This is a genomic window from Halorubrum sp. AD140, assembly GCF_034497445.1.
Taxonomy (GTDB): domain Archaea; phylum Halobacteriota; class Halobacteria; order Halobacteriales; family Haloferacaceae; genus Halorubrum.
Genome location: NZ_JAXRUU010000031.1, coordinates 1 through 25,310 on the forward strand (window position 1 = coordinate 1; position 25,310 = coordinate 25,310).

Consider the following 25,310-nt stretch of genomic DNA (forward strand, 5'->3'; position numbering starts at 1 on the left):
TTCTCGCCGGTTTCTTCAGCCTGTTCTGACGCTTTCTCGCCGGTTTCTTCAGCCTGTTCTGACGCTTTCTCACCGGCTTCTTCAGCCTGTTCCGCCGTCTTCCCACCGGTTTCTTCAGCCTGTTCTGACGCTTTCTCACCGGCTTCTTGGACCGCCTCACTGGCCCGCTCTGAGCCTTCCTCGATCCGTTCGGAGGCGACCTTGCTCCCCGCTTCGATACTCTCTGCGGCCTGGTGGATCCGGTCGGCCGTCTTCTCTTTTACACCCTTGATCGCGTCGTTCGGCTTCTGGGAGGTCGTGACCCAGTAGGCGAGGGCGATCGCGCCCGCCCCGAACAGCAGAACTCGTTTCAGTCGCATCATTTTCGACCGTTTCACCGGTCTGATTTCGATGACCTTGTCGTTCGCCGAGAGGGCATCGACTATCGCTTGCGCCATCTGATCGTCTGCACTGGACGTGCTCCCCTTGAGCTGGTCCTCGAGCTGGTCTTTGAGTGAGGGGCGCTTCATTGTAATCGAGTGGTGCTGCGTCCGGTCGTGTTCGAGCACAGTCGCGTCGCCGGGAACGGTGATCCGGATTGCGATACGCTCGTGATCTGCTCTCCCATCGACTGCACTTGGCCACGTTCGGGTATTGTTATACCCCGCTGAATTCGCCTGCCAGAGGGCTTGTATCCGTAATCTAGCCTTACCGGCGAGGGACTCCAATTCGTGACTGACGACACGGGTCCTCCACTACGCCGCGCTCCGAGCGCGCTCCGTTTCGAATACGGCTGCAGTACCCGACGGCGTGGGGACGCGAATGAAAGGGTATGCCGCCTCCCGGCTGTGGGACCACCATCTGCTGGGAACCGGATCACCTGGCTTCGACAGTCCGGTTTCGAGTCGAGCGCGGGATAGAGCCATACAGGAGGGGGTGTCAAATGATATCTCCGGCACCCGTATCGGCTGGCGTGGCTGCGAACACCTTGCCAGTCGTTACGGGCATACTGATTTTGGGGATCGCAGCTCAGTTGCTCGCCCGACGCCTGAAAACGCCGAGTGTCCTCTTTCTTATCCTGATCGGACTCACTCTCGGGGCGTCCGGGATCGGGGTCGTGACGATAGAGACGTTCGGGGCCGGACTGAGAACGGTCGTCGGCTTGAGCGTCGCGATAATCGTCTTCGACGGTGCCTTCCACCTCAGTATCGAGCGCATTCGGGAGGCGTCGAGGGCGACCGTTCGGCTCACGACGATCGGCGCGTCACTTACTTTCTTCGGAACCGCGGCTGCAGTACGGCTGTTTTTGAACGCCGACTGGGAACTCTCGTTTCTCGTCGGCGCGTTGCTTGTGGCGACCGGGCCAACGGTGATCACGCCGATCCTCGAAGTCGTTCGGGTTCGCGAACACGTCGCGACGGCGCTGGAAAGTGAGGGAATCGTCAACGACGTGACGGCGGCTATCGCGGCGGTGGTCATCTTCGAGGTGTTCGTCCTCGGGGATGGCACGTTGCTCGAGTCCGTGACCGCCTTCGTGGTGCGGCTCGTGCTCGGAGTCTGGGTCGGCGCGCTCGCGGCTGCGGTCGTGTATGTCCTACTCGACCTCGAACTCACTCCGGGGGAGGCTCCGCAAGCCGCGAGGTTTTTGGGTCTCGTGGCCGCAACGGGCTCGTTCGCCGTCGCCGATCTGCTCGCGGCCGAAGCCGGGGTCGCCGCTGCGGCATCGGCGGGGATCATCTTGGGGAACATCTCGTTTCCGCACCGCGAGACCATGAAGCAGTTCGGTCGCGATCTGACGCTCGTGGTCCTGTCGTTCGTATTCATCTCGCTCGCGGCGCTCATAGATCTGGCCGCGATAGTCGAACTGGGGGTCCGCGGAATTGCCCTTCTGGTCGTGGCCGTGCTGGTGATACGGCCGGTCGTCGTCGCTGTCTCGACGATTGGAATCGAGCGGTACACCCGCGGCGAACGGCTCTTTTTGAGCGCGGTCGGCCCGCGAGGGATCGTCCCCGCGAGCGTCGCAACGCTGTTTGCAATCGAACTTTCGTCGGCCGGTAACGCGGAGGCAGCGAGTACGCTCACCGCGGCCGTCTTCGTCGTCATCTTCGGGACGGTCGTCGTTGAAGGCGGTCTCGCAAGACAGATCGGTGACTTATTCGGAGTGACACCAATGCGTACCATAATCGTGGGCGGCGGCCGAATCGGCCGTGCGCTCGCAGAACGTCTAGAGAATCGTGGCGAATTCGTCATCATCGTCGAAGACGACATAAAAAACCTCGAGCGGGCCCGTGAAGAGGGATTTACCGTCCACCGCGGGAACGGTACGAACGCGGACGTTCTGGCCGCTGCCGGAGCCGACGACGCAAAGATCGTCGTTTCGGCGACGGAAAACGACAACGACAACCTGCTCGTCTGTCAGCTTGCACAGTCGAAGTTCGACGTCCGAGAGGTGTTTTCGCGGGTGAACAGCCCGGAAAACGTGCCTGCGTTCGAGACGGTCGGGGTGACTGCAATCGACGCGCCGATGGCGACGGCGCTCGCGATAGACAACGAGATCGAACGGCCGGCGCTCTCTCATTGGATGACCGAACTCGGCGACGGACACGACGTTCAGGAAATCGAGGTAACTGCTTCGGATCTCGTCGGGAAGTCGATCGCCGAAATCAACGCCGAGATCCCGGACGGGTGTATCGTCGCCGTCGTCGGCCGAGGGCAGTCGGCGCACGTTCCCAGCGGGGACACCGTCCTCGAAGCCGGCGATCACATCACGCTCCTCGGCGAAAGTAAGGCGGTCAAGCGAGCTATCAACCGGTTTCACCCGCACGAATGAGAGTGCGGTGGGGGCGAACCAGTCTTGAACGGTGGGCCGCCCCAGTTTTCGAGCGCGTGACCGTTCGAGGGAACCGGACGAAAGCGGTGGTGTGACGAGTAGGGATACACGAGTCCCCGTATCAGTCGTCGGCCATCGCGACCGAACCCCGGGACGTGATGCCGTAATCGGAACCGGCGGTGACGCTGTCGGGCTCGTCGACGACGTAGCTGATCAGCAGGTATGCGAAGACGTACTTCGCGATGACGTCGAGGCCGCTGTAGGCCCAGGAGGTGATAGCGATGTCGAGAACCGCGATTCCCTCCGTGCCGAGCGCCCAGAATATCGGATAACCGAGCCACATGACGACTGTCAGGATTTTCAGCGTGTTGAAGATGTCTGCCGTTCCGGCGGCGTCGGCGTCTTTCGGCCACTCGACGAGGATGATGTACAGCACCACGAGGAAGAACGTACAGCTGATGAAGTACCAGAACCACCGCAGCAGGTGACTCGACGTGGTGAGCGCGGCGGCCAGGCCGGTCACACACATCGCGATGTCGAAGGTGACCGCGGTGAAGATTCTCGTGACGTTCGAACCCGCGAGCAGTCCCAACGCCAGCAGAATCGCTGGCGTCGAGAGCGCCCAGGTCAGATATCGGCCCCACATCGTGAGCACCTCCTCCCCGGCGAGTGCGTGTCCGGGTGGCATCTCGATGAGGCTGATAGTCAGTCCCGAGGCGAGTCCCGTGTAACTCGAAAGCGATACCACGGGAACGATCATCGTCGCGACGACGATGAGCGTCGCCCGCGGGTCCTCGACGTTTCTGGCGATGTAGGCAAACAGGAGGATAGAGAAACCGGCCAGCGCGATATTCACCCAGAAAGAAGCCGCCAGAGCCGTATCTTCCATGACCATCTGGAATATCTCCGATTGTGTCGTTTCGGTCTGAAGCACTACGCCAAGCTGTGCGAACGAATCCGGGATACCGGTGGTAGCCGTCATACACGCTCAATATCGGCGTCCGACGTACTCAATTCGACACCAAACTAGTCAGGATCCAGGCCGTTCGAGGAGGCGCGGCGTTGGCTCGGTCCAGACGCCCTGCTCGCGGTCGAGCAAGGAGACGACCGCGACGTGCGGAAGCGTCAGAACGGCAATAAAAACGAGATACAGGCCGACGAGTTCGACCGTCGTCGCTGGCGTCGCTGGAACGAGCGCGTAGAATCCGGCGAGTATCAGTATCGCGGCGGCGGTGAGCGGAGCGGCGTCACGAGCGAACCGCCCGAATGCCCGCCTGTAGTCGCCGTCGAGGAGTGCCGTCCGAGCCGTCGGAGCGAGCGCGAGAAGCCGACCGATATGCCGTAGCGAATGCCACAGCGTGAAATACAGCCCTATGGCCAAGATCGGCGGCACGGTCGCGAAAAACACGACCAAAAGCGCCGTCTCGCCCGCATCGAACGCCCACCCGGTGGGCCCGCTCGTGCGCCGATAGCCGAGGGCGAGCGTCCCGGCGAGAAGGGCGACGACGGCTGCTGCCACCACCACACGGCCCCTCGGCGTGAACGCGACGGCCAGGGGTCCGATATCCGTGGTTCCGAAGAGGCCGACCAGCGTCGTGGCGATCAGCCGGTACTGGTCGGGGAACGCGACGAGTGGAACGAGCATCGGTAGCGTGCCGCGGGCAAGCGCGGTCGCCACACGCTGTCTCGCTGTTTCGAGGTGCTCGACGCCGATACTGGTAAGCAGTGCGTGCAGTTCGCCCTGCCCCCAGTGAAGCAAGGTCAGGAGAATGAAGCCAGCGAACCCTGCGACGGGCGCGAAAAACCATCCGACAGCATACAGTCCGCCCAAGAGGCCGTAGAGTCCACCGATTGCCGCCAACGACCGGCCCGTCGCCCGACGATCGCGAGCCCTCGAAAGCGTTAGGTGATCGAGCGCTCCGTGGGGCAGCCCGAGCAGCAAGACGCTCGCGGCGAGCGGGACGAACTGATACCGATACGGGATAGAGACGCCGAGCGCAAAGAGCAGGGTTGTACCGGATAGGGCGAGCCATCCCGGATAGATGGTCGCCCGTCGTAGTCGGCGCTCGACGGAATCCGACGTGGTCTGCTCAGTGGAACCGTGCATGTCACTCTCGGAGATTTCGGTCCAAAACGGCAAGATACCGTCGATAGCGAGCCGCGAGTGGCGAGTCCGCCACCGACGGCCATCGGTCCAGTAGCCACACGTAGAGGACGAACCCCTGAACGACGAAGAGGTTCGTCACGAAAAAGAAGGTCGCTTCTTCGAGGGGAAGGCCAAACGGGGCGACTCCCACGGTGTTCGTCGCGGAGATGACCCACAGCCCGAGCGAGATAGCGATCCGGTCCGCAATCCAAAGATAGACCGTGGGGACGGCGACTGCGACGGCGACGGTTCGGCGTATCCGCCAGAGGTGCGTCCAGCCGAAGCCCCACTGGATTGCGAGAACGGGTCCCGCCCACAGAAGTATCGCACCCAGATACAGCGTCGAAGGCGTTGAGACCACGAGCACCGCGCCGAGGGCACCGACCGAAAGCCCCCCGAGGACTCCGACGGCGCGTTCGCATCTCCCGAGCTGAATATCCGTGTCGGTCGGAATCGAAAGCTGGACGAGAAAAAGTACGGTGAGTAGGGGCTGGAGGGCAAAAAACAGATACTCACCGACCGGCACGGAGCCGACGTATCCCCACGTCACGCCGGTACCGTACCACCAGACGCCGCGGTGGATGAGGTAGTTGTCCCACGGCGTCGTGTAGGCGACGGCTACCATCACGATAACGAGGATACCGATGCCCGGAATGCGCCCAGTCAATGCGTTCTCGCGGCGACAGGCCGCGACAACGAGGAGAGCGATCGGTGGCAGGGTGAACACGAGGTGAAATTCGAGATACGTGCTCGGGGGAAGCATCGGGTGAGTGTCGACACGTCGTCCGATCGAAGTCGGAGCGCGTCCGTACAGGAATCGATACGGCCTGCACGATAGAAAGATTCGACCCCAACGAGTCAGGGACTGCCCCCTTGGGCGTCGAAAATCGAGTCGAATATCTTTCGCTGGGCCGTCCTGAGGTGCTCGTGGAAGGTCGAACGCGTGATCCCCATCGACTTGGCGAGGGCTTCCCCCTTAACCGGCCGAGACCACTCGAAGTACCCACTAAGGTGGGCCCGACGGAGGGCGGCGTACTGCCGATCGGTGAGTTGCTCGCGGAGTTGCTCGATCACACAGTTGTCCGTTCGTCGCAGCCTCTCGTCTTGGCGCTGAGTGACGAGTTCGGTCCCCGGGTACCGCTGACGAATCGCCTCGATGATCGGCCGCGGATCCGTTCGATTGGGAACATCGACGACGAGTTCGGCCGTCCCGTCCGAGATGGTCATTTCCCGGACGATACCGTTGTTGTCGATAACCGTCTCCAAGAACCCACCTTCTTGGGTGCTGTACTCGATGATTGCGCCCGCGTCTTCCTTCGCGATGACGGTTACATCGGGGTCCTTCGCGGCGGCCTCGAGGGCATCCGGGGTCGCCTCCCGGGCGGTGAACAGGATCGGCCCTCGCCCGTCGTTCCCGCTCGGGACCCGGTCGGCGTACTCCAGTCGGCACTCATAACACCGGGATAGGTCCATCAGGGGGAACGACTCGTTCGTGGACTCGAAAGCCAACCGTCGAACCTCGTCGTCGGTGAGCAGCCGACGGTTTCGAAGTGAGTCGATCGCGCCGCCGCCGACGCGACCGATGCTTTCCAGAACGGTTCGTTCGTAGTCGTCGAACGTCATCGAACGATCGGTGTAGACCGTCAGAATGCCGTAGGTCGCTTCCCGATACTGGAGGGGGATCGCCGCGATAGATCCACCAGCTGGGAGCAACCGACTGTGGACCGAGTCGGTCAGCAGGGATTCGGAGTCGGCGATGACGACCTCGCTGGAGTGAAACGCCCGCACTGTCGGATCGGCTGGTGGGGACGAGGACGAGGTCTCGTCAGGAAGTCTGATCTGGCTCCCATCGATCGGGGTGTAGCCAGCCGCGGTGCTCGCGACTAGCTGCTTGCCGGTGAGTTGGCGTCGCCCGATCCAAGCCGAGCGATATCCTGCCCCGATGAAGCGCTCACACACCGCTCTCTCGAGGTCCCCCCGCTCCGTCGTCTCGATGGCGGCCTCGGTGATGTCGGCCATCAGCCCTTTGATTCGCGAGAGAAGTCGCTGCAGATCCCGGCGCTGTGAGCGAAGCTCGGTGGCCTGTCGCTCGGCTCTGAGTTCGGCCTCCTTCCGTTCGGTGACGTCCGACTGAAATCCCACGAGGTGTGTGATTTCCCCGGGCTCCTCCTCGCCGAGTGGGGCGATCTCGACGCGGTTCCAGAACGGTTCGCCGTCCTTGCGGTAGTTGAGGAGTTCGACGGTAATGGGCTGGCGTCCCTCGATCGCTTGGCGCATCCGAGAAACCGTGTCTGGATCGGTGTCCTCGCCCTGGAGAAACCGGCAGTTACGTCCGAGCACCTCCCAACGTTCGTAGCCGGTGATCCGTTCGAAGGCGTCGTTGACGTATACGAGCGGCTCGTCCGGCACGGTTACATCCGCGATAGTGACGCCGACCGGCGCCTCGTTCATCGCCTGATACTGGAGGTGACCAGGCGTAAGATCGGGTTCCGACGCCGAGCGTGATCCTCGCCGGGCGGCGTCGACGGCTCGGTCGATCAGTGTCTCCGGCTCGGCGTCGCCTGGCACGTAGTCGGTCACACCGCGGGTAATCGCCTCGCTCGCTAACCGTTCATCGCCGATGTCGGTGTGGGGATACAGCACGAACGGGAGCGATGGTTCGCGATGCCGAACTGACGAGACCAACGCCAGTCCGTCACCGTCTGCTAACTCGTAGTCGCTCACGATGCAGTCCACCTCGCCAGCGTCGACCTCCGAGAGAACATCCACGGCGTAATCGTGAGCCGATGTTTCGACCGGCGCCGCCGAAAAGGCATTGACGATGGTCAAAGCCTGCGGTTTCGGTCCCACGAGATGTATCCGGAAGTCCTCCATACTAAGTAACAACGACCCGAACGATGATAAACTCCGACCACAGCTCGTGGTCCGTGAGTCGGTTCCGAGAGACCCCCGAAAAACCGCCCGCGCAGCACCGCGGGTATTTGAACTCTGAGTCTGATGCCGCCTCCCCGATTTGAACTCGCCGAGACGCTCGCCCTCGCTCCGCTCCGGCTCGCGCCTCGTCTGCTCGAAATCGGTTCGGCGTCGTTTTCTCGCCGGTTCGCTCCGCTCACCGTCTCGAAATATGCCGCCTCCCCGATTTGAACACCGGAAGACTTCGCTACGATCGTCTTCCGAGCCCCCGCTCGCTGTGCTCGCGGGGAGGGGGACAGCTCGACCTTCAAACGGCACTCACGAATGCGGATCGGATCCGAAAGCCATGCCGCCTCCCCGATTTGAACGGGGGACAGCTCGATCTTCAGTCGAGTGCTCTCCCAGTCTGAGCTAAGGCGGCTCGCACTCGGACCAACGCCGATTCGAGACAAAAGGATTTCGAAAGGCGGCAGGCGGATTGGTGTCGATCGAGCCGTCGCCGCGCCGTTCGGGATTCGAACCCGATTTCACGGTCGCGGCGCTAGCGAGAGTGCTCGCAGCAGCAGAGTGGGACCGCCCGGATTCGAACCGGGGTCACGGGCACCCAAGGCCCGAAGTATACCACTAACCCACGGTCCCGTAGGTTCACATACCGGCATCGGCCGCTAAAGCGTTTCGTTGCGCGAGTGGGCCGCGCTCGGTTGGACCGTCTCGTGCCGCCCACCCCCTCACTCCTCGTCGTCGCGCAGCTCGAGATCTGCGACGATCTCGTAGGGGTCGGTCCCGTTCCGGATCGCGTCGAGAATGAAGAAGGCCTCGTCGGGCGCGAGGAAGTGCCTCGTGATCCCCCGACCCAGCGGCGTCGGCGAGAAGCCGTCGATGAACCTCCACTCCAACAGCTTCCCGACGGCGTGCGTCGTGGGGACCTCGCCGATCATCCGGTCGTTGAGCCGCTTCGCCTTCTTGCCCGCGACGACGATGTTCGCCAGCGTCTCCTCGACCGCGGCGGTCTCGTCGTAGTGGGTCGCCACGTCCTCCATCTCTCCCTTCAGGAGCGTGAACGCCACTTCGTCTTCGGTGCGGTCCATGGAGTTGTGGTAGACCCCGTCGGGTTCGACGAGGAGGTAGACGCGCCCGCGGTCGTGGTAGTCCGGCCGCCCGGCGCGGCCGAGCATCTGCGAGAACTCCTGGACCGAGAGCCACTCGATACCCATCGCCAGCGAGTCGAAGATCACCTGCGAGGCGGGGAAGTCGACGCCGGCCGCGAGCGCCGCGGTGGTGACGACCGCGGAGAGCTCCTGGTCCCCGAACATCCGCTCGACCTTCTTCCGGCGGCCGTAGTCGAGTCCGGCGTGGTACGGCGCGGAGTCGTACCGGAGCTTCCGGCTGATCTCGTGACAGCGGCGCCGGGAGTTGGTGAAGATGATCGTCTGCCCGCGGTACCCCTTCGAGGACTTCGTGTCGAACTCGCGTTTCACGAGCTTGTCGGCGATCTGCGCCTTCTCGCGGCTGTCGGCGAAGGTGACGTGCCGTTCGATGGGGACGGGCCGCTCCTCGTACTCGATGAGCGTCGCCCGGAGCGTCTCGGCGAGCCACTCCGGGTTCCCGACCGTCGCGGAGAGGTAGACGAACTGCGTGCCGCCGTACCCCTCCCGGGTCCGCATCCGCTCCTCGCTGTAGTACTTCAGCCGGGAGATGAGCCCGTCGAGGCGGTGGCCGCGTTCACCCTCCTTCAGCGTGTGGACCTCGTCGATGACGACGGTGCCGACGTCGCCGAGGTCCTTGCCGGTCCGGAGCGCGTGATCGATCCCCTCGTAGGTGCCGACGATCACGTCGGCGTTCGGGTCGAACCGGTTCCCGTCGTCGTTCACCCGCGAGGAGCCGACCCGGATCGAGACGTCGAGCAGGTCGCCGTAGCGGTCCCGGAAGTCCTCGTGTTTCTGGTTGGCGAGCGCGACGAGCGGCACCAGGAAGAGGAGCTTCCCCTCCCCCTTCAGCGCCCGATCGATACCGGCCAACTCGCCGACGAGCGTCTTCCCCGTCGCGGTCGCGCTCACGACGAGCTGATCGTCGCCCTCCAGGAGGCCGTTCCGCACCGAGAGGCTCTGGACCGGGAGCAGCTCCTCGAAGCGCCCCTGGAGGTGCGCGGAGAGGTCCGGGTGCAGGTCCAGGTCCTCGGTGCGCACGGGGCTCACGTCGTCGACGTTGGCCGAGACCTCGTCGTACTTGGTGAGGTCGGGATCGAGCCCGCCCTGCAGGAGGTTCACGATCCGGTCCAAGTCGCCGGACTCGTACAGCAGCTCCTCTAACCGCTCCTCGGCGGCGCCCGTGAACTCGCCTTTGTACGAGAGCTCGCGCTCCAGCTCTCGGCGGGCGCAGTCGCGGCAGATGAGCTCGTCGTTGTGCTCGACCGCGCTCTCGCTCGTGATCGGCCCGTACCGGCCGTCGTTCGCGCAGCGCCGGCAGGTCCGGACGGCCACCGCCTCCAGCTGGTAGCCGTCGAGCATCGCCTCCAGCCGGTTTCGATTCTCTCGGGAGGTCTGCTCGGAAATGCGAATGCGGTCCGCCGCGCGGGCGAGGTCGACGAACTCGTCGGGCTGACGGGGGTGATCCTCGCCGTCTCGGATCACGCGGAACTTCCCCGGGCGCGGGCCCGCGGACGTCTCCTTGAGTTCGAGCCGCCCGCGGAGCACGCGGGTTCCGTCGCGGACGGCGACGACGGTGTAGTCGCTCCGCGCCTCGTGGAGGAACAGCGTCTCGACCTCGGCCAACTGCTGTGACACTGGCGGTCGGTACGCGAGGAAGGTATTTCAGGCGTTCGGCTCGCCGTGCCGCGGCGAGACCGGAGCGGTGAAATCGCGACAGAAAACCCGTCTCAACGGACGAGAAGGCCGACTAGCGTTTACGAGACGAGGAGCTTCTCGCCGCGCTCGACCGTGATCCGGCACGGCGGCGAGAGCTTGTTGTACGCGCGGCGGAACGCCTCCTTCACGACGGGCGCCTGCTCGACGTCACAGTACGCGGTGAAGACGACGTCGTCCGCGTTCAGTCGCGCCGCGGTGCCGACCGGCTTCCCGAACGCCTGCCGCATCCCGTCGGAGACGCGGTCCGCGCCGGCGCCGGTCGCCTGCTTGTTCTCCCGGATGACCTGATGGGGGAACTTGCGGAGGGTCATCTTGTAGTTGCCCTCGCCGAGCTCTTTGATCAGGTGGCGGTTTGCCGAGAGGCGCGCGCTCTCCAACGAGCCGTGGCGGATCTGGAGCTCCTCTTCGACGCGCAGGCTGATCTGGACCGGGTAGTCGTCCGGCTCCGCGGAGAGGTCGCCCATGTTGTGCTGGGCGATCTTCGAGCCGGGGATTCCGGTGATGTACTCTCGCCGGGTGTACGACGGCTTGTCGATCTCCCGGTACATGGAGGCGGGTTTGTCAGACATGGCTACTTGCCCGATGTAGCCCGCGCTGCGGCGATAAACCCTTCGATAGCGAGGCGTCACCGGTCGGTTCCCCGACCGTCGAGGGCTCAGTCGTCCGGAGTCGGTTCGAGCGCGACGTGGTCGAAGCCTCGGTCCGCCAGCCGCTCGGTCGCCCGCTCCGTGATCGAGGGCGCAACGAGGACACCGCGGACGACGGGGGTCCCCTCGTCGTCGCCGTCGTCGTTGTCGGCGCCGAGTTCGACCGCTTCGGTTCCGATCTCCTCGCGGAGCGCCCGCACGTATCGCGCGAGCTGGCCGACCGCGTCCGGCCCGACGCGCCGGCGCTTCAGCTCGACGACGACCGGGGTGCCGTCGGCGTCGACGCCGAACACGTCCATCGGGCCCGCGCTAGAGGGGCGCTCGATCTCCAGCGGCTCGAACCCCGGCTCGACGAGTTCGGGGCGTTCGAGGATCCGGGTCCGGAGGTCCTCCTCGCTGCCGTGGAGGGTGAGGTCGCGCCCGCCCGTCACGGCCATCGCGGAGAGCTGGTGGACGTCGGAAAAGCGGACGGTGAGCGTCTCGTCGGGATCGGTTCTGGTCGAGCGCACCCGGAGTCTGCCCTCGCGAACCGCGGCGCGGTGTTCCGACCCCGGCGGCTGCCAGTTGACGGGTTGTCGCCCCTCGTCGGTGTGGACGAGCGCGGCGCCGTCGGGCTTCAACACGAGCAGGCGGTCGCCGGCGTCGAGGTCCGAGGCCGCGCGACCCTCGTAGCTGACCGTGCAGCGCCCGAACAGGCTGATCAGGTCGCCCCGATCGAAGGCGTCCTCCAGCTCCCAGAGGGCCTCGCGGTGGCTCGGGTCGTGGAGGCTCGTGACTGTCACTGCTACTCGTACGTGGTTGTCGCCCAAAAAGGGCGCGAGGGTGATGCGGATCCGGACGGTCAGGAATCAGGATCCGGGTAGACAGCTGGCTGTGGTGTTCTCGTAACTGGGACCGACGAGCTCCCGGTCGATCGGGACGATGTGATCGATGCGACTAGCGACACGGCGGACATCTCCAACGCCCCACCCCGCACAGCACCGCCCCGCACCTCACGCCTCCCCAGCCTCGTCAGTCGCCCTCCGCGTTGCTCCGGGCACCTGACTCCCTCGCGCGTGCGCCTCGCGCCCGTGGGCGCTCGTCAGCACGCGCCACCACAGTTCGTTTATCACTATTCGTTTATCACTACCGCCGACCGCCTACGTCCCGTGCTCCCAGCTGCCCATGTACTCGCGCTGCTCGTGGGTGAGGGTATCGTGTTCGACGCCCTCGGCGTCGAGCTTGATCTCGGCGACCTCGCGGTCGAGCTCGTCGGGCACGTCGTGGACGCCGGGCTCGTAGCCCTCGCCGTGTTCGGCCAGCTCGCGGACGACGACCGCCTGCACGCCGAAGCTCTGGTCCATCACCTCGACCGGGTGGCCCAGCGAGATGGGCGCGGCGAGGTTGACGAGCCGGCCCTCGGCGAGCACGTTCAGGACGCGACCGTCGGCCATCTCGAACCCCTCGACGCCGTCGCGGACCTCGTAGCGGTCCACGGCGAGGTCGTCTAAGTCCCCCAGGTTCACCTCCACGTCGAAGTGGCCGGCGTTCGCCAGCAGGACGCCGTCCTCCATCTCCTCGAAGTGCTCGCGGGTGATCACGTCGCGGTTGCCCGTCGTCGTGATGAACACGTCGCCCTTCTTCGCGGCCTCGACCATCGGGAGCACCTCGTATCCCTCCATGTGGGCCTCCAGCGCCTTCCGGGGGTCGACCTCGCAGACGATCACGTTCGCGTTCTGGCCGGCGGCCTTCTTCGCGACGCCCTTCCCGCACTGGCCGTATCCGCCGACGACGACGTTCTTGCCGGCCCACGAGAGGTTCGTCGTCATCGCGATGGTCGCGAGCGACGACTCGCCCGTGCCGTGGACGTTGTCGAACAGCCGCTTCATCGGCGTGTCGTTCACGGCGAAGACGGGGTACTTGAGCTCGCCGTCGGCGTCCATCGCGCGCAGGCGGTGGACGCCCGTCGTCGTCTCCTCGGCGCCGCCGACGACGGAGTCGATCAGTCCGGGGTACTCCTCGTGGACGAGCTTCACCATGTCCATCCCGTCGTCGACGGTGATGGTGGGGTCGTGGGCGATGCAGGCGTGCATCGCGTCGTAGTACTCGTCGTCGTCGACGCCGCGCACGGCGTAGGAGGTGATCGACTCGTGGGCGTCGAGCGCGGCCGAGACGTCGTCGTGGGTCGACAGCGGGTTACACCCGGTGATCGCGACCTCGGCGCCGCCGTCGGCCAGGAGCTCGACGAGGTTCGCGGTCTTCGCCTCGACGTGCATCGCCATCGCGATCCGCTCGCCGGCGAGCGGCCGCTCGTCGACGAACTCCTCGCGGAGCGCGTTCAGGATCGGCATGTGCTGGAGCGCCCAGTCCATCTTCCGGCGCCCCTCCTCGCGGGCCGTTTCGAGGTCCGAGAGGTGCTCCGACACCGGCGGATACGCGGTTTCGCTCATACGAATCGGTTCGCTCACGGCGCACTAAACCCTGCCGACACCGGGTCGCGTGGAAAAAAATCGAACCGAACACTGCGCCGCCGCACGTCGGTTACGGCGTCGTCCGAACGTCGCTCTCATCGTCGCTGTCGTCGTCGCTCTCATCGTCGCTGTCGTCGTCGCTCTCATCGTCGCTGTCGCCGTCACTGTCGCCGTCGCTCTCGTCTTCCTCGTCCGCCTCTTCGTCTGCGGTGTCAGCGTCGTCCTCCCCGTTCTCGTCGTCGCCGTCACCGGCGTCGCCGTCACCGGCGTCGTCCGGGGGACCCTGTTCGCCGTCGTTCCCCTGTCCCGCGTCGTCCGGAGCGTTGCCGGGCGCGTCGCTCTCGTTCTCGGCGCTGTCACTGCCCGCGTCGTCCGGGCCGCCCGCGTGGTCCGGCGCGTTACCCGGGTTGTTCTCCGTCGCGAAGTCCGAGACGGCGGCGCCGATGCCGCCCTCGCGGTCCTGGATGCTCTCGATGAACCCGCTGACTCGCTGTCCGAACGCCTCTTCCTCCTCCGCCGCCTCGTCGCCGGTCGTCAGGTCGGCGGTCGTCGAGACGGTCTCGTTCTCGTACTCGGCGGTCACGTCGACCGTGACGTTCTCGTCGGCGGCGTCAAGCGTCACCGTGCCGTTCTCGTCGGTCGAGTAGTCGCCCGTGCCGTTGTAGGTAACGTTCTGGCTGTCGGCGGTCGTGACGTTCACGGAGGCGTTCTCGACTGCGGTGTCGTTGTCGGTCACCGCGACGACGGGCTCGCCGTCGGTGTCAGAGACGTCGAGTTCGAGGCCGTCGGGCGCCTCGAGGGTCTCCGTCTCCGTGACGGAGTCATTCTCGTCCTCGGCGGTCACCTCGACTTCGACGTCCTCGTCGGGGGCGGGGAGATCGACGGTCCCGTTCTCGTCGGTGGTGTACTCGCCCGCTCCCGCGTACGATTCGTTCTCCGCGTCGGCCACGCTCACGTTGACCGTCGCGTTCTCGACCGCGGTGCCGTTGTCGGTCACGTTGACCGTCGCTGTCCCGTCCGCGTCTTTGTCGACGCTCACGCCGAGGTCGCCATCGGCGGCGGCGACGCCGGCCATCGCGCCGAGCGCGACGACCGCGACCAGTAGAACTGCTGTCGTGTGTCCTCTCATTGTCCACTCGGGTCCAGCCGCCGTTACCCTATAAAAAGGGAACTCGCTTAAGCCGGTTTAATGCGGATTGTATTCGGCTTAACGGCTCCGTATCGCCCGTTTCCTCGGTTCGGGCGATCCGGCGGGAATTCACCGCGAATCGGGGCCGATTTCACGCCGATCCGGATCGGCGCGCGGCTCGGGCGCGCTTCGGACGCGTCCGCTCGACGCGGGCTATCGTCGACCACGCGGGCTACTCGCCGCCCACGCGGTCGACGAGGTCGGCGGCGGCCTCCGCGGCGCGCTCCCGCACGCGCTCGGCGTTGAGCGTCAGCACCTCGCGGTCGCGCATGAGGACCTCGCCGTCGCAGACGGTGTGTCGCACGTCGCTCCCGCGCGCCGCGTACGCGAGGTGCGAGACGGGGTCGTGGACCGGGGTCAGGTGTGGCGCGTCGAAATCGACCACCGCGAGGTCGGCGGCCGCGCCCGGCTCGATCCGACCGCCGGGGAGCCCGAGCGCGTCCGCGCCCGCCGCGGTCGCCATCTCCACGACCGCCTCGGCGGGGACCGCCGCGGCGTCGTCCGCGGCGAGCTTCCCCAGCATGGCGGCGTCCCGCATCTCGTCGAACAGGTCCAGATCGTTGTTCGAGGCCGCCCCGTCGGTGCCGAGCGCGACCGTGACGCCCGCCTCGCGGAGCCGCTGCACCGGGGCCATCCCGCTGGCGAGCTTCATGTTCGAGGCCGGGCAGTGGACGACCGCGGTCCCCGACTCGGCGAGCCGGTCGATCTCCGACCCGTCGAGGTGGACGCCGTGCGCGAAGAAGTCGTCCGGGCCGAGCGCGTCGAGGTCGGCCGCGTACGCGATCGGCCGCTCCCCGCGCTCGTCGACGATCGGGTCGACCTCGTCTTCCGTCTCGTTCGCGTGCAGGTGGATCGGCACGCCCGCGTCCCGAGCCTTGGCGATCCCCTCGCGCAGGTACTCCTCGCCGACCGTCGTCAGCGAGTGCGGCATGAACGCGGTCCGGACCCGGCCGCCGGCGGCGCCGTCGAGGTCGCGGGCGACCGCGAGGCTCTCCGCGACGTCGGCGCGGGCGTCGCCCTCCTCCTTCCCGACCGTCACGACGCCGTGGCCGAGTCGCGCTCGCAGGCCGGCGCGGTCGACGACGTCGGCGACCCGGTCCATCGCGAAGTACATGTCCGCGAACGCGGTCGTCCCCGAGCGGATCATCTCCAGTGCGCCGAGCGCGGCGCCGGCCTCGATATGGTCCGGCGTCAGTTCCGCCTCGGCCGGCCAGATATCCTCCCGCAGCCACGCGTCCAGCGGCTTGTCGTCGGCGTACCCGCGCAGCAGCGTCATCGCGACGTGCGTGTGCGCGTTGACGAGCCCGGGGACCACGAGCGACCCCTCCGCCTCGAGGGTCTCGTCGGGCGTCGACGGGACGTCTCGGTCCCCGCCCGTGGCGGTCGCCGCGTCGTCGCCCACCGCGAGGACCGTCCCCGCGTCGCGGTCGATCGTCACGTCGGCCTCGGTCACGCGGCCGTCCGGGCGGAGCACCCGGCCGCCGGCGAGCCGTAGCGTGTTCATACGGACGGATTCCGGCCCCCGAACCAAACCGCTTCGGTTCGGACGCGAGGAGACGGCTCGCGAGCCCGACGCCGAGCGACGACTCCGGGCCGCCCCCGGGCCTTCGAAGCCTCTTAGGCCGGTGCGGCCGCAGTACGGGCATGACCACCGACGCGCAGCAGGCGTGTTTCGAGGCCGGGATCAAGTTCGGCTCGCTGTACCACCAGTTCGCGGGGACGCCCGTCAGTCCGTCGAGCGCGCGGAGCTTGGAGGCCGCGATGGCGGAGTCGATCGAGAACCAGCCGTTCTGCGAGTCGGTCGACGTGACGATCCACGACGACCGCGTCGCCGACGCGATCGACCACGAGAACGGCTACACCGAGCTCACCGGCTCGCTGATGGACGTCGAGATGCGGATCGAGCGCGAGGGCGTGACCGTCCGCACCCGGATGACGATGACCGACGGCTACCCCCTGATGGAGATCGTGTCGGTCGGCGACGGCTGATCCGTCGACGGCGACGGCTGACCGCTCCTCGTTCGGCTCACTCCGCCGGCTCCACGTCGCGGATGGTCCCCACGCCCTTGCTCGACCCCTCCCGGAAGACGAACCGCTGGCCCTCCTCGACGAGGTACGGCCGGAACTTGAACCGGACGCGCGTCCGACCGGTGTCGCCGGGGAGGAGCCGGCCGCCCTCGGGCGCGAAGACGGCCGCCTCGGAGACGGTCTCCACGTGGACGACCGGCTCGTACCCCTCCTGGATCCGCGTCGGGTGGTTGAGCACCATCACCTCGGCCTCGAACTCCCGGATCGGAGCGGGGTCGCTGTCGCGGGGAACGAGCGCCATCCCGCGCTCGATCTCCTCCTCGGCGACGCCCTTCAGCGCGATGCCGACGATGCGGCCGGCGGTCGCCTTGTCCACCCGGTGGTAGTGCATCTCGATCGACCTGACCTCCACCTCGCGGAAGGAGCCGTCCGCCATCGGACCCAACAGGAGCTTGTCGCCGGCCTCCACGGTGCCGGAGTTCACCGTGCCGGACGCGACCGCGCCGACGCCGGTCACCTTGTAGCTCCGGTCGACGTACAGCCGGAACTCCGCGCGCTCCGGGGTCGCCCGCTTCGGGAGCGTCTCGAACAGCCGGTCGAGCGTCTCGATCCCCTCCTTCGTCACCGCGCTGGTCCGGAGGAGCGGGACGACGCCGTCGCCGACCTCCGCGACCGCCGCGTCGATGCCGTGGCGATCGACGAGCAACGGGGTCTGGCCGGCGTCACGGAGCATTGACTCGACCTCGCGTTCGACCGCGGCGAGCCGATCGTCGCTCACGGCGTCGGCCTTCGTTATCGCGACGACCGTCGGCAGCTCGGTCGCCAGCAGGATGCCGAGGTGCTCGCGGCTCGTCTTCGTCGGCCCGTCGTCGGCGGCGACGACGAGGAGCCCGTAGTCGAGCTTCTGGCCGACGAGCCCGCGGATCGTCGTCCGGAGCCAGGGCTCGTGGCCGACGGTGTCGACGAACGAGACGAGCCGGTCGGCCTCCTCGACGATCCGGGCGCGGTCGGACTTGCGGTGCGGGTTGTCCATCCGGACCGGATCGTCGCCGCCGTCCTCGAACCCGTAGACGGCGTACGACAGGTCGGCGGAGAGCCCCCGCTCGACCTCGTGGGGCTGGACGTCGAGGAACCCCCGCGTGCCGCCCTGGCCGTCGTCGGCCCGGCCGGTCACGAGGGTGCCGACGAGCGTCGACTTGCCGTGGTCGACGTGGCCCGCCGTGCCGATCACGAGGTGGTCGTCGTCCGTCTCGAACATCCCGCCGTCGCGGAGGGTGGCGAGACCGACGAGCCCCTCCGTGCTCCCGTTCCCGGCGGAGCCGGCGCTCCACGTCTCGACGTCGGCGATGTGAGCGTCCGCCTCGCCGGCCAGGAGCGAGAGGACGTCCATCGTCTCGGAGAAGGCGTCGGGGGCGATCCCGGCCAGCCCGCCGTCGTCGGTGACGCCGAGGACGTAGGTCGCCTCGCCGTCGCCCGAGAGCACCCGATGGCGGAGCTGAGCCACGAGCGACTCCATCCGACCCTCCGACAGGTGGACCTCGCGTGTCAGCCGCTCCTTGAACTCGATCGCCCCTCCGTCGCGCTCGCCGCGCTCGATGGCCCGCCGTAACGCGGACCGGTCAGCGCTCATGTCCGCTCGTAGGCGATAGCCGGGCTTAACGGTTTTCGTGCGATCCGTCCCCACGTCACGCGATCGGCGGCGAGCGCTCGGGAGGGATCCCAGGCTGTTCACTCCTCGGTCAGGTCCACGTACGTCCGCCGGACCGTCACGGGCGTCACGTCGGCGACGTCGGCCGCCTCCCGCTGCGTGCAATCGGCGTCCAGTTCGCGGGCCGCGGTGTACAGGCAGGCGGCGGCGACGCCGACCGGGTTGCGGCCGTTGGCGATCCCCTCGGTCACGGCGCGCTTCGCGAGCTCGCCCGCGCGCCGCTCCACGTCGGCCGAACAGCCGAGGTCGCTCGCGAACCGCGGGAGGTACTCCGCGGGACCGGTCGGACCGATCGGGAGCCCCAGCTCGCGGTTCATCGCGTCGAAGGCGGCGCGGTGTTCCGCCTCCGTCGCCTTCGCCTCCGCGCAGATCTCCCCGACGGTCCGGGCGACGTCCGCGGTGCGGCAGGCGACGTAGACGCAGGCGGCCGAAAAGCCCTCCAGCGACCGACCGCGCAGCAGGCTCTCGTCCTGCGCGGAGTCGAACAGCGCGCAGGCCGTGTCGCGGACGCTGTCGGGAAGCTCCAAGACGCCGGTGAGCCGCCGGATCTCGGTGTACGCGTACACCTTGTTGCGGTCGCGTTTGGTCGATATCCGCGCGCGGTTGTGCTGGGTCCGCATCCGGGCGAGCCGCCGGCGCTTGCGCCCCTTGACGCGGGTCGACCGGCCGATCTCCGTCGAGAGCCCGCGGTCGTGCCGGGAACGCGTCAGCGGCGCGCCGGTGCGCTTGGGGTTCGTGTCGTCGTCGGCGAAGGATCGCCACTCCGGCCCGTGGTCGATCCGGTCGGCCTCGATCACGAGCCCGCAGTCGGCGCAGACGCGCTCGGCGGAGTCGACGTGGGTCCGGCCGCCGCACTCGGGACACTCGTCGACGGCGGTCGCTTCGGCCGTGGCCCTCCTCGCGTCTCGGGTCGTCGCCGCCTCGTCGGCCGCGGTCGTCTCCTTCGCGCGGTCGGTCGTCTCGGTGCGGTGCGAACGGACGCGGGTCGAGCGTGCCTGGCTCATCACACGTCGAACTCCGGCCCGATCCCTTACTTAAACCCGGGCGGATTCGGGGGTGATCGCCCGGATCGTCGCGCTCGAACCGACCGGTTACCGGTCGGTGATCGCGAGCTCGTCCCGCCGCTGTCCCGTGGTTTTAACTCCCCGTGCGCGCCATCGGGTCTCATGACGCTGTCGGAGATCGCGGACGGGCTCGAGGTGACCGCGCGCCAGCGGGACCGCGGGGTCGCCGTCGCCGACGACACGGAGACGCCGCTCGTCGACCGCCTCTCGGAGCACGCCGACGCCCTCCCGTGTACCCCCGCCGCGACCGCGACGCTGATCGACGCGTACACCGCCGGACGAAGCGTCGGGGACGCCGCCCGTGAAGCCGGCGTGACGCCGATGACCGGCGCGAAGGCGCTGCACCGCTGCGGCGTCGATGGGGTCTGTCCGCTCGCCCCGAGCCGGCGGGGCGTGGTCCGCGACTGGCTCGACGGTCGGCTCGCGCGCACCGAGGCGGTCGCGCTCGCGGGCGGCGACGAGGCCGACTTCGCGCTGGCGACGTACGTCGAGACGCACGACCCGGTGTCCGCGGTCGCCGACGCCGTCGACGCGCACGCGGCGGGCTCCGCCCCGCTCGGGGACGGCCTCCGTGGCGACGGCGACGGTCTCGGCGGGGCGCTCGGTTCCCCCGACGGGCTGCGCTGACGCTCCGAACCGACGGTCCGGTCGCCCCCCGTTCCTCCCGTTTCCGACCGCTCAGGACCGCAGCCGCTCGACCAGCCCCGGCTCCTCGAGCTCGATCCCCAGCGACGCCCCCAACGCGCGTTCGTACGTCTCCGCGAGCGCTCGGACGTACTCACCCGCGTCGGTCGCGGCCGTCGGCGCGCGCTCGATCGCGGGGTCGACGGCCGGGAGAACGGTGTCGACGCCGTCGTCGAGTCCCTCGCGCTTCGATCCGGCGCGCGCGTCGCGGGCCACCGCGATCGACCCGTCCACGCTCTCCCCGACGTCGGCGATCCGTCCCCGGAGCCGCTGGAGCGCGTCGCGGCCGTGCCTCGTCGCGGGAGACACCGCCTCGACGCGGTCGGCGGCCGTGACCGCCGCCACCACCTCGTTCGATCCGACGGGGGCCGCGTCGACGACCACGGCGTCGTAGGCGGTCGCGGCCTCATCGATCCGCCGCTCCAGCTTCTGTGCCGCTTCCGCCGTCTTCGCGCGCGCCAGCCGCTCGAACGGGGCCCGGGCCGGGACCGCGTCCGCGCGCCCCGGCGGGTCGGCCTCCTCGCCGCGAGCGGCTCCCGCCGGACCGACGTCGATCGGGTGCGTCGCCGCCGACAGCGGCGCGTCCGTCTCGTCGGTGACGAGCGCCGTGAGGTCGGTTCCGATCCGGCCGGAGACGTACTCTGAGAGCCCCTGCGTCGTGAACGCGGCGTCGACCACGACCACGTCGCGTCCGTCGCGCGCCCCGAGCGCGGCCAGCTCGACGGCGGTTCGCGTCGTCCCCGCGCCGCCGGTCGCCCCGACCAGCGCGAGCGTCGTCGCCTGCATGCGCTCGGCTACTCGCGGTTCGGCTGTTAACTCTGTTGGACCCGGCTATCCGCCGACGGATCGAACGCGTCGCGGGTCGCCGGACGCGGCTCACCGCGGCGTCTCACTCGGCGATCGCGTCGGCCACCGCGTCTAGCTCGTCGTCGGAGAGGTCCGGTCGCTCACCGCCGACCGCGTGGAGGGGCGCGCCGCCGTCGCCGTCGAACCGCGGGATGACGTGGACGTGGACGTGCGGCACCTCCTGGCCGGCCGCTTCGCCGTCGTTGATCCCGACGTTGGCGCCGTCGGCGTCGACGGCCGACTGGACTCGCGGCGTGAGCTCGGCCACGGCCGCGAACAGGGCGCTCGCGAGGTCGTCCTCGAGGTCCCCGACGTGCCGGGCGTGCGCCTTGGGTATCACGAGGGTGTGTCCCCGCGCGAGCGGGTTGGCGTCAAGGAACGCCAGCACGTCGTCGGTCTCGTGGACGGTTCGCGCCGGGATGTCGCCGTCGACGATCGAACAGAAAACGCAGTCGTCGGACATACGCGACGGGTCGTCGCCGCGGCTCATCAAGGTTTCCCGAGGTCTCGACTCACTCGTCGGCGTGGGGAAACGGCACCTCGATCAGGTCGCCGTCGTCCGGGAGAATGACCTCGCCGTCGAACGCCTCCCGCGCTCCCCGGCGGATCGGCGAGGCGTCGGCGGCGTACCGCGAGGAGATGTGCACCAGCGCCAGCCGCTTCGCGTTCGCGCGGGCGGCGACGCCGCCGGCCTCGCGACCGGTCGAGTGGGCGGTGTCGCGGGCGCGGTCGGCCATGTCGTCGGCGAAGGTCGCGTCGTGGACGAGGAGGTCGGCGTCGCGGGCGACCTCGACCGTTCGCTCCCGGGGACGGGTGTCGGCGGTGTACACCAGCTTCCGACCGGGACGCGGCGGGCCGACGACCTGCTCCGGTTCCACGATCGAGCCGTCTTCGGCCTCGACGGGCTCGCCGGCGTGGAGCCGGCCGAACTTCGGGCCGACGGGGACGCCCAGCTCCTCGGCCTTCGGTCGGTCGAACCGGCCGGCGCGGTCGTCCTCCTCGAGGACGTACCCCTGCGAGACGGTCCGGTGTTCCGTCTCGAACGCCCGCACCTCGTAGCCGTCGGCGTCGAGCGCGACCTCCCCGGGCGCGACCGCCTCGACGCGCACCCGGAACGCGGGGTCGTGGCCGACCGCGTGGATCAGCTCGCGGAGGTCGCCTTCGGTCCCCGGCGGGCAGTGGACCGTCAGGGGCTCCGTCCGGTCGTTGAACCCGAGGGTCTGGACCAGTCCCGGGATCCCGAGGACGTGGTCGCCGTGGAGGTGCGAGACGAACAGGTGGTCGATGCCGAACCCGGTGCCGTACCGCATCATTCCGCGCTGCGTTCCCTCGCCGCAGTCGAACAGGAGGCGATCGCCCTCGCGGTTGACGAACAGTGCGCTCGGCGCGCGCTCGGTCGTCGGGACGGCGCCGCCCGTCCCGAGGAAGGTGACGCGAAGGGACATACCCTCCCTGTGGTCGGCGCCGATAAACTCCTTTCGAGGCGGGCGTCGCGGTCGCCCGCTCGCCGATTGCGGAACTCGGGCCGCCCCCGTCACCGCGGGACAGTCGGGGCCGACACCGACATGTGTCCGCCGCCCCGAGCGCGACCATGCACGACTCGATCGCCGCGCTGGTCCGCCGGGAGGGGTGGCACGCCGAGGGCGCCGCCGCCCGGGTCCACTACGACGGCGGCGGCGACCGGTTCGCGGTGGAGTTCTACGCGGACGCCGAGTGCGTCCTCTACTGGACGGTTCCGGTCGCGCCCGGGAGCGGCGCTTCGCCGGCGGACGACTCGACGACGACCGCCACGGCCGCTCCGGTTCCACGCGGTGAGATCCCCGATCCCCTCCGGCGGCGGATCCGCGACGATCTCGCTGCCGCAGGCATCGCTCCCGACGTCGAGCGCCGTCAGGTGTGATCGACCCCTCAAACGCGGTCGCTGACGCTCGTTACCGGCCATTGCCGCCGATATGTTTCGGTTCGAAGGAAACCTATTTGCCGACAGATACGATATGAGGCGGTAATGAGTAGCGTCGAGTGGGAGGAAGACGACCCCTTCGAGGAACAGCGAGATAACGTCGATAACCCGATGAAACGGCTGTTCCTCGCGTACGGTCGCGACTACCTCCCGCAGGTCTCCGTCGGCATCCTCGCCAGCGTCTTCGCGCGGCTCCTCGACCTCCTTCCCCCGCTCATGCTCGGGATCGCCATCGACGCGATCTTTCGAGAGGAGGCCGCGTTCGACGAACAGATCCCGCTGGTCCTGCTGCCGGACGCGTGGCTCCCGACCGCCCAGACCGAGCAGTTCTGGTTCACGATCGTCGTCCTCGCCGGCGCGTTCGGTATCGGCGCCGCGTTCCACTGGGTCCGTAACTGGGGGTTCAACGCCTTCGCGCAGAACATCCAGCACGACGTCCGGACGGACACCTACGACAAGATGCAGCGGCTCAACATGGAGTTCTTCTCGGACAAGCAGACCGGCGAGATGATGTCGATCCTCTCGAACGACGTGAACCGCCTCGAACGGTTCCTGAACGACGGGATGAACTCCCTGTTCCGCCTGTCGGTGATGGTGGTCGGGATCAGCGTCCTCCTGCTCTGGATCAACTGGCAGCTCGCCCTGGTCGCGCTGTTGCCCGTGCCGGTCATCGCCGGATTCACCTACCTGTTCATCAAGACCATCCAGCCCAAGTACGCCGAGGTGCGGTCGACTGTCGGCAAGATGAACTCCCGGCTGGAGAACAACCTCGGCGGCATCCAGGTGATCAAGTCGTCGAACACCGAGTCCTACGAGTCCGACCGCGTCGACGACGTCTCCTTCGACTACTTCGACGCCAACTGGGACGCCATCGAGACCCGGATCAAGTTCTTCCCGGCGCTCCGCGTGCTCGCCGGCATCGGCTTCGTGCTCACGTTCGTCGTCGGCGGCCTCTGGGTGTTCCAGGGTCCGCCCGGGCCGTTCACGGGTGATCTCTCCGAGGGGATGTTCATCGTGTTCATCCTCTACACCCAGCGGTTCATCTGGCCGATGGCGCAGTTCGGGCAGATCATCAACATGTACCAGCGCGCCCGCGCCTCCTCCGCGCGGATCTTCGGGCTGATGGACGAGCCCTCGCGACTCGCCGAGGACCCGGAGGCCGAGGAGCTGGTCGTCGACGAGGGCGAGGTCGTCTACGACGACGTGAGCTTCGGCTACGACGAGGAGACGATCGTCTCCGACGTCGACTTCGCGGTCGGAGGCGGCGAGACGCTCGCCCTGGTCGGCCCGACCGGGGCCGGGAAGTCCACGGTCCTCAAGCTGCTCCTCCGGATGTACGACGTCGACGACGGCGCCATCCGGATCGACGGGCAGGACGTCCGCGACGTGACGCTCACGTCGCTCCGCCGGTCGATCGGCTACGTCGGCCAGTCGTCGTACCTCTTCTACGGCACCGTCCGCGAGAACATCACGTACGGCACCTTCGACGCGACCGACGAGGAGGTCCGCGAGGCCGCGGAGGCCGCGGAGGCGCACGAGTTCATCCGGAAACTCCCGGACGGCTACGACACGATGGTCGGCGAGCGCGGCGTGAAGCTCTCGGGCGGTCAGCGCCAGCGGATCACGATCGCGCGGGCGGTGCTCAAAGACCCCGACATCCTGATCCTCGACGAGGCCACGTCCGACGTCGACACCGAGACGGAGATGCTGATCCAGCGGTCGCTCGACCGCCTCACGGCCGACCGGACGACGTTCGCGATCGCCCACCGGCTCTCGACGATCAGGGACGCCGACGCGATCCTCGTGTTGGAGGGCGGCGAGGTCGTCGAGCGCGGGACGCACGCGGAGCTGCTCGACGACGGCGGGCTGTACGCGCACCTCTGGGGCGTGCAGGCCGGCGAGATCGACGAGCTCCCGCAGGAGTTCATCGACCGCGCCCAGGAGCGCACCGCGCGGCTCATCAAGGAGGCGGAGTCCGACGACGACTGACCGGCCGGCGAGC

At 67.8% G+C, this 25,310-nt stretch carries 20 protein-coding genes, 2 tRNA genes and 1 pseudogene; 5 read left to right on the forward strand and 18 right to left on the reverse strand.

Features of this window, described 5'->3' with window-relative positions; genetic code table 11:
* Positions 1-548, reverse strand: a pseudogene (locus U4E84_RS09395) (hypothetical protein); the annotation flags it as partial.
* Positions 549-922: 374 nt separating this feature from the next.
* Here U4E84_RS09395 and U4E84_RS09400 point away from each other — a divergent pair.
* Positions 923-2,809, forward strand: a complete 1,887-nt coding sequence (locus U4E84_RS09400) for a cation:proton antiporter (RefSeq protein ID WP_322531838.1) — start codon at positions 923-925, stop codon at positions 2,807-2,809.
* Positions 2,810-2,930: 121 nt separating this feature from the next.
* Here U4E84_RS09400 and U4E84_RS09405 read toward each other — a convergent pair whose 3' ends face one another.
* From U4E84_RS09405 to U4E84_RS09460, 12 genes are all read right to left on the reverse strand, one after another.
* Complete coding sequence (locus tag U4E84_RS09405) at positions 2,931-3,704, reverse strand: bacteriorhodopsin (protein ID WP_322531872.1); 774 nt, start codon at positions 3,702-3,704, stop codon at positions 2,931-2,933.
* Between the two features lie 135 nt (positions 3,705-3,839).
* A complete protein-coding gene (locus tag U4E84_RS09410; protein WP_322531839.1) occupies positions 3,840-4,916 on the reverse strand; it encodes a Brp/Blh family beta-carotene 15,15'-dioxygenase in 1,077 nt (358 codons plus the stop codon).
* Between the two features lies 1 nt (position 4,917).
* Positions 4,918-5,718, reverse strand: a complete 801-nt coding sequence (locus U4E84_RS09415; protein WP_322531840.1) for a lycopene cyclase domain-containing protein — start codon at positions 5,716-5,718, stop codon at positions 4,918-4,920.
* Positions 5,719-5,813: 95 nt separating this feature from the next.
* A complete protein-coding gene (locus U4E84_RS09420) occupies positions 5,814-7,829 on the reverse strand; it encodes a bacterio-opsin activator domain-containing protein (protein WP_322531841.1) in 2,016 nt (671 codons plus the stop codon).
* Positions 7,830-8,215: 386 nt separating this feature from the next.
* Positions 8,216-8,289 (reverse strand) — tRNA-Phe (locus U4E84_RS09425).
* Positions 8,290-8,436: 147 nt separating this feature from the next.
* Positions 8,437-8,507, reverse strand: a tRNA-Pro gene (locus tag U4E84_RS09430).
* 89 nt (positions 8,508-8,596) lie between these two features.
* A complete protein-coding gene (locus U4E84_RS09435) occupies positions 8,597-10,651 on the reverse strand; it encodes a DEAD/DEAH box helicase (RefSeq protein WP_322531842.1) in 2,055 nt (684 codons plus the stop codon).
* A 119-nt stretch (positions 10,652-10,770) separates the two neighbouring features.
* The gene (locus tag U4E84_RS09440; RefSeq protein ID WP_322531843.1) at positions 10,771-11,301 is read right to left on the reverse strand and encodes a 50S ribosomal protein L16; all 531 of its coding nucleotides are present in this window, start codon (positions 11,299-11,301) and stop codon (positions 10,771-10,773) included.
* A gap of 86 nt (positions 11,302-11,387) precedes the next feature.
* Entirely contained in the window at positions 11,388-12,161 is a 774-nt protein-coding gene (gene nucS / locus U4E84_RS09445) for an endonuclease NucS (RefSeq protein WP_322531844.1), read from the reverse strand.
* A 357-nt stretch (positions 12,162-12,518) separates the two neighbouring features.
* Positions 12,519-13,808: an adenosylhomocysteinase gene (locus U4E84_RS09450; protein WP_322531845.1), complete on the reverse strand. Its 1,290-nt coding sequence runs from the start codon at positions 13,806-13,808 to the stop codon at positions 12,519-12,521.
* A gap of 91 nt (positions 13,809-13,899) precedes the next feature.
* Positions 13,900-14,958, reverse strand: a complete 1,059-nt coding sequence (locus tag U4E84_RS09455; protein ID WP_322531846.1) for a hypothetical protein — start codon at positions 14,956-14,958, stop codon at positions 13,900-13,902.
* 232 nt (positions 14,959-15,190) lie between these two features.
* On the reverse strand, positions 15,191-16,522 hold the full coding sequence (locus tag U4E84_RS09460; protein WP_322531847.1) for an amidohydrolase: 1,332 nt from the start codon (positions 16,520-16,522) through the stop codon (positions 15,191-15,193).
* Between the two features lie 140 nt (positions 16,523-16,662).
* Between U4E84_RS09460 and U4E84_RS09465 the strand changes: the two genes are divergently transcribed.
* Positions 16,663-17,007, forward strand: a complete 345-nt coding sequence (locus U4E84_RS09465; RefSeq protein ID WP_322531848.1) for a dihydroneopterin aldolase family protein — start codon at positions 16,663-16,665, stop codon at positions 17,005-17,007.
* A gap of 37 nt (positions 17,008-17,044) precedes the next feature.
* On the opposite strand, the gene U4E84_RS09470 is transcribed toward U4E84_RS09465, so the two are convergent.
* Both U4E84_RS09470 and U4E84_RS09475 read right to left on the reverse strand, forming a co-directional pair.
* Complete coding sequence (locus U4E84_RS09470) at positions 17,045-18,676, reverse strand: GTP-binding protein (protein ID WP_322531849.1); 1,632 nt, start codon at positions 18,674-18,676, stop codon at positions 17,045-17,047.
* 98 nt (positions 18,677-18,774) lie between these two features.
* Entirely contained in the window at positions 18,775-19,758 is a 984-nt protein-coding gene (locus tag U4E84_RS09475) for a transcription initiation factor IIB family protein (protein ID WP_322531850.1), read from the reverse strand.
* 162 nt (positions 19,759-19,920) lie between these two features.
* Here U4E84_RS09475 and U4E84_RS09480 point away from each other — a divergent pair, with 162 nt between their 5' ends.
* The gene (locus U4E84_RS09480) at positions 19,921-20,445 is read left to right on the forward strand and encodes a hypothetical protein (RefSeq protein WP_322531851.1); all 525 of its coding nucleotides are present in this window, start codon (positions 19,921-19,923) and stop codon (positions 20,443-20,445) included.
* Positions 20,446-20,496: 51 nt separating this feature from the next.
* Here the strand turns inward: U4E84_RS09480 and U4E84_RS09485 are convergent, their stop codons facing one another.
* The 3 genes from U4E84_RS09485 to rnz all read right to left on the reverse strand — a co-directional run bounded on the left by U4E84_RS09485 (position 20,497) and on the right by rnz (position 22,793).
* On the reverse strand, positions 20,497-21,288 hold the full coding sequence (locus U4E84_RS09485; protein WP_322531852.1) for a ParA family protein: 792 nt from the start codon (positions 21,286-21,288) through the stop codon (positions 20,497-20,499).
* Between the two features lie 103 nt (positions 21,289-21,391).
* Positions 21,392-21,811 (reverse strand): HIT family protein, encoded by a 420-nt coding sequence (locus U4E84_RS09490; RefSeq protein WP_322531853.1) that lies wholly within the window; start codon positions 21,809-21,811, stop codon positions 21,392-21,394.
* A 49-nt stretch (positions 21,812-21,860) separates the two neighbouring features.
* On the reverse strand, positions 21,861-22,793 hold the full coding sequence (gene rnz / locus U4E84_RS09495) for a ribonuclease Z (RefSeq protein WP_322531854.1): 933 nt from the start codon (positions 22,791-22,793) through the stop codon (positions 21,861-21,863).
* Positions 22,794-22,939: 146 nt separating this feature from the next.
* Between rnz and U4E84_RS09500 the strand changes: the two genes are divergently transcribed.
* On the forward strand, positions 22,940-23,248 hold the full coding sequence (locus tag U4E84_RS09500; protein ID WP_322531855.1) for a hypothetical protein: 309 nt from the start codon (positions 22,940-22,942) through the stop codon (positions 23,246-23,248).
* 105 nt (positions 23,249-23,353) lie between these two features.
* A complete protein-coding gene (locus U4E84_RS09505; protein WP_322531856.1) occupies positions 23,354-25,297 on the forward strand; it encodes an ABC transporter ATP-binding protein in 1,944 nt (647 codons plus the stop codon).
* Positions 25,298-25,310 lie beyond the last annotated feature (13 nt).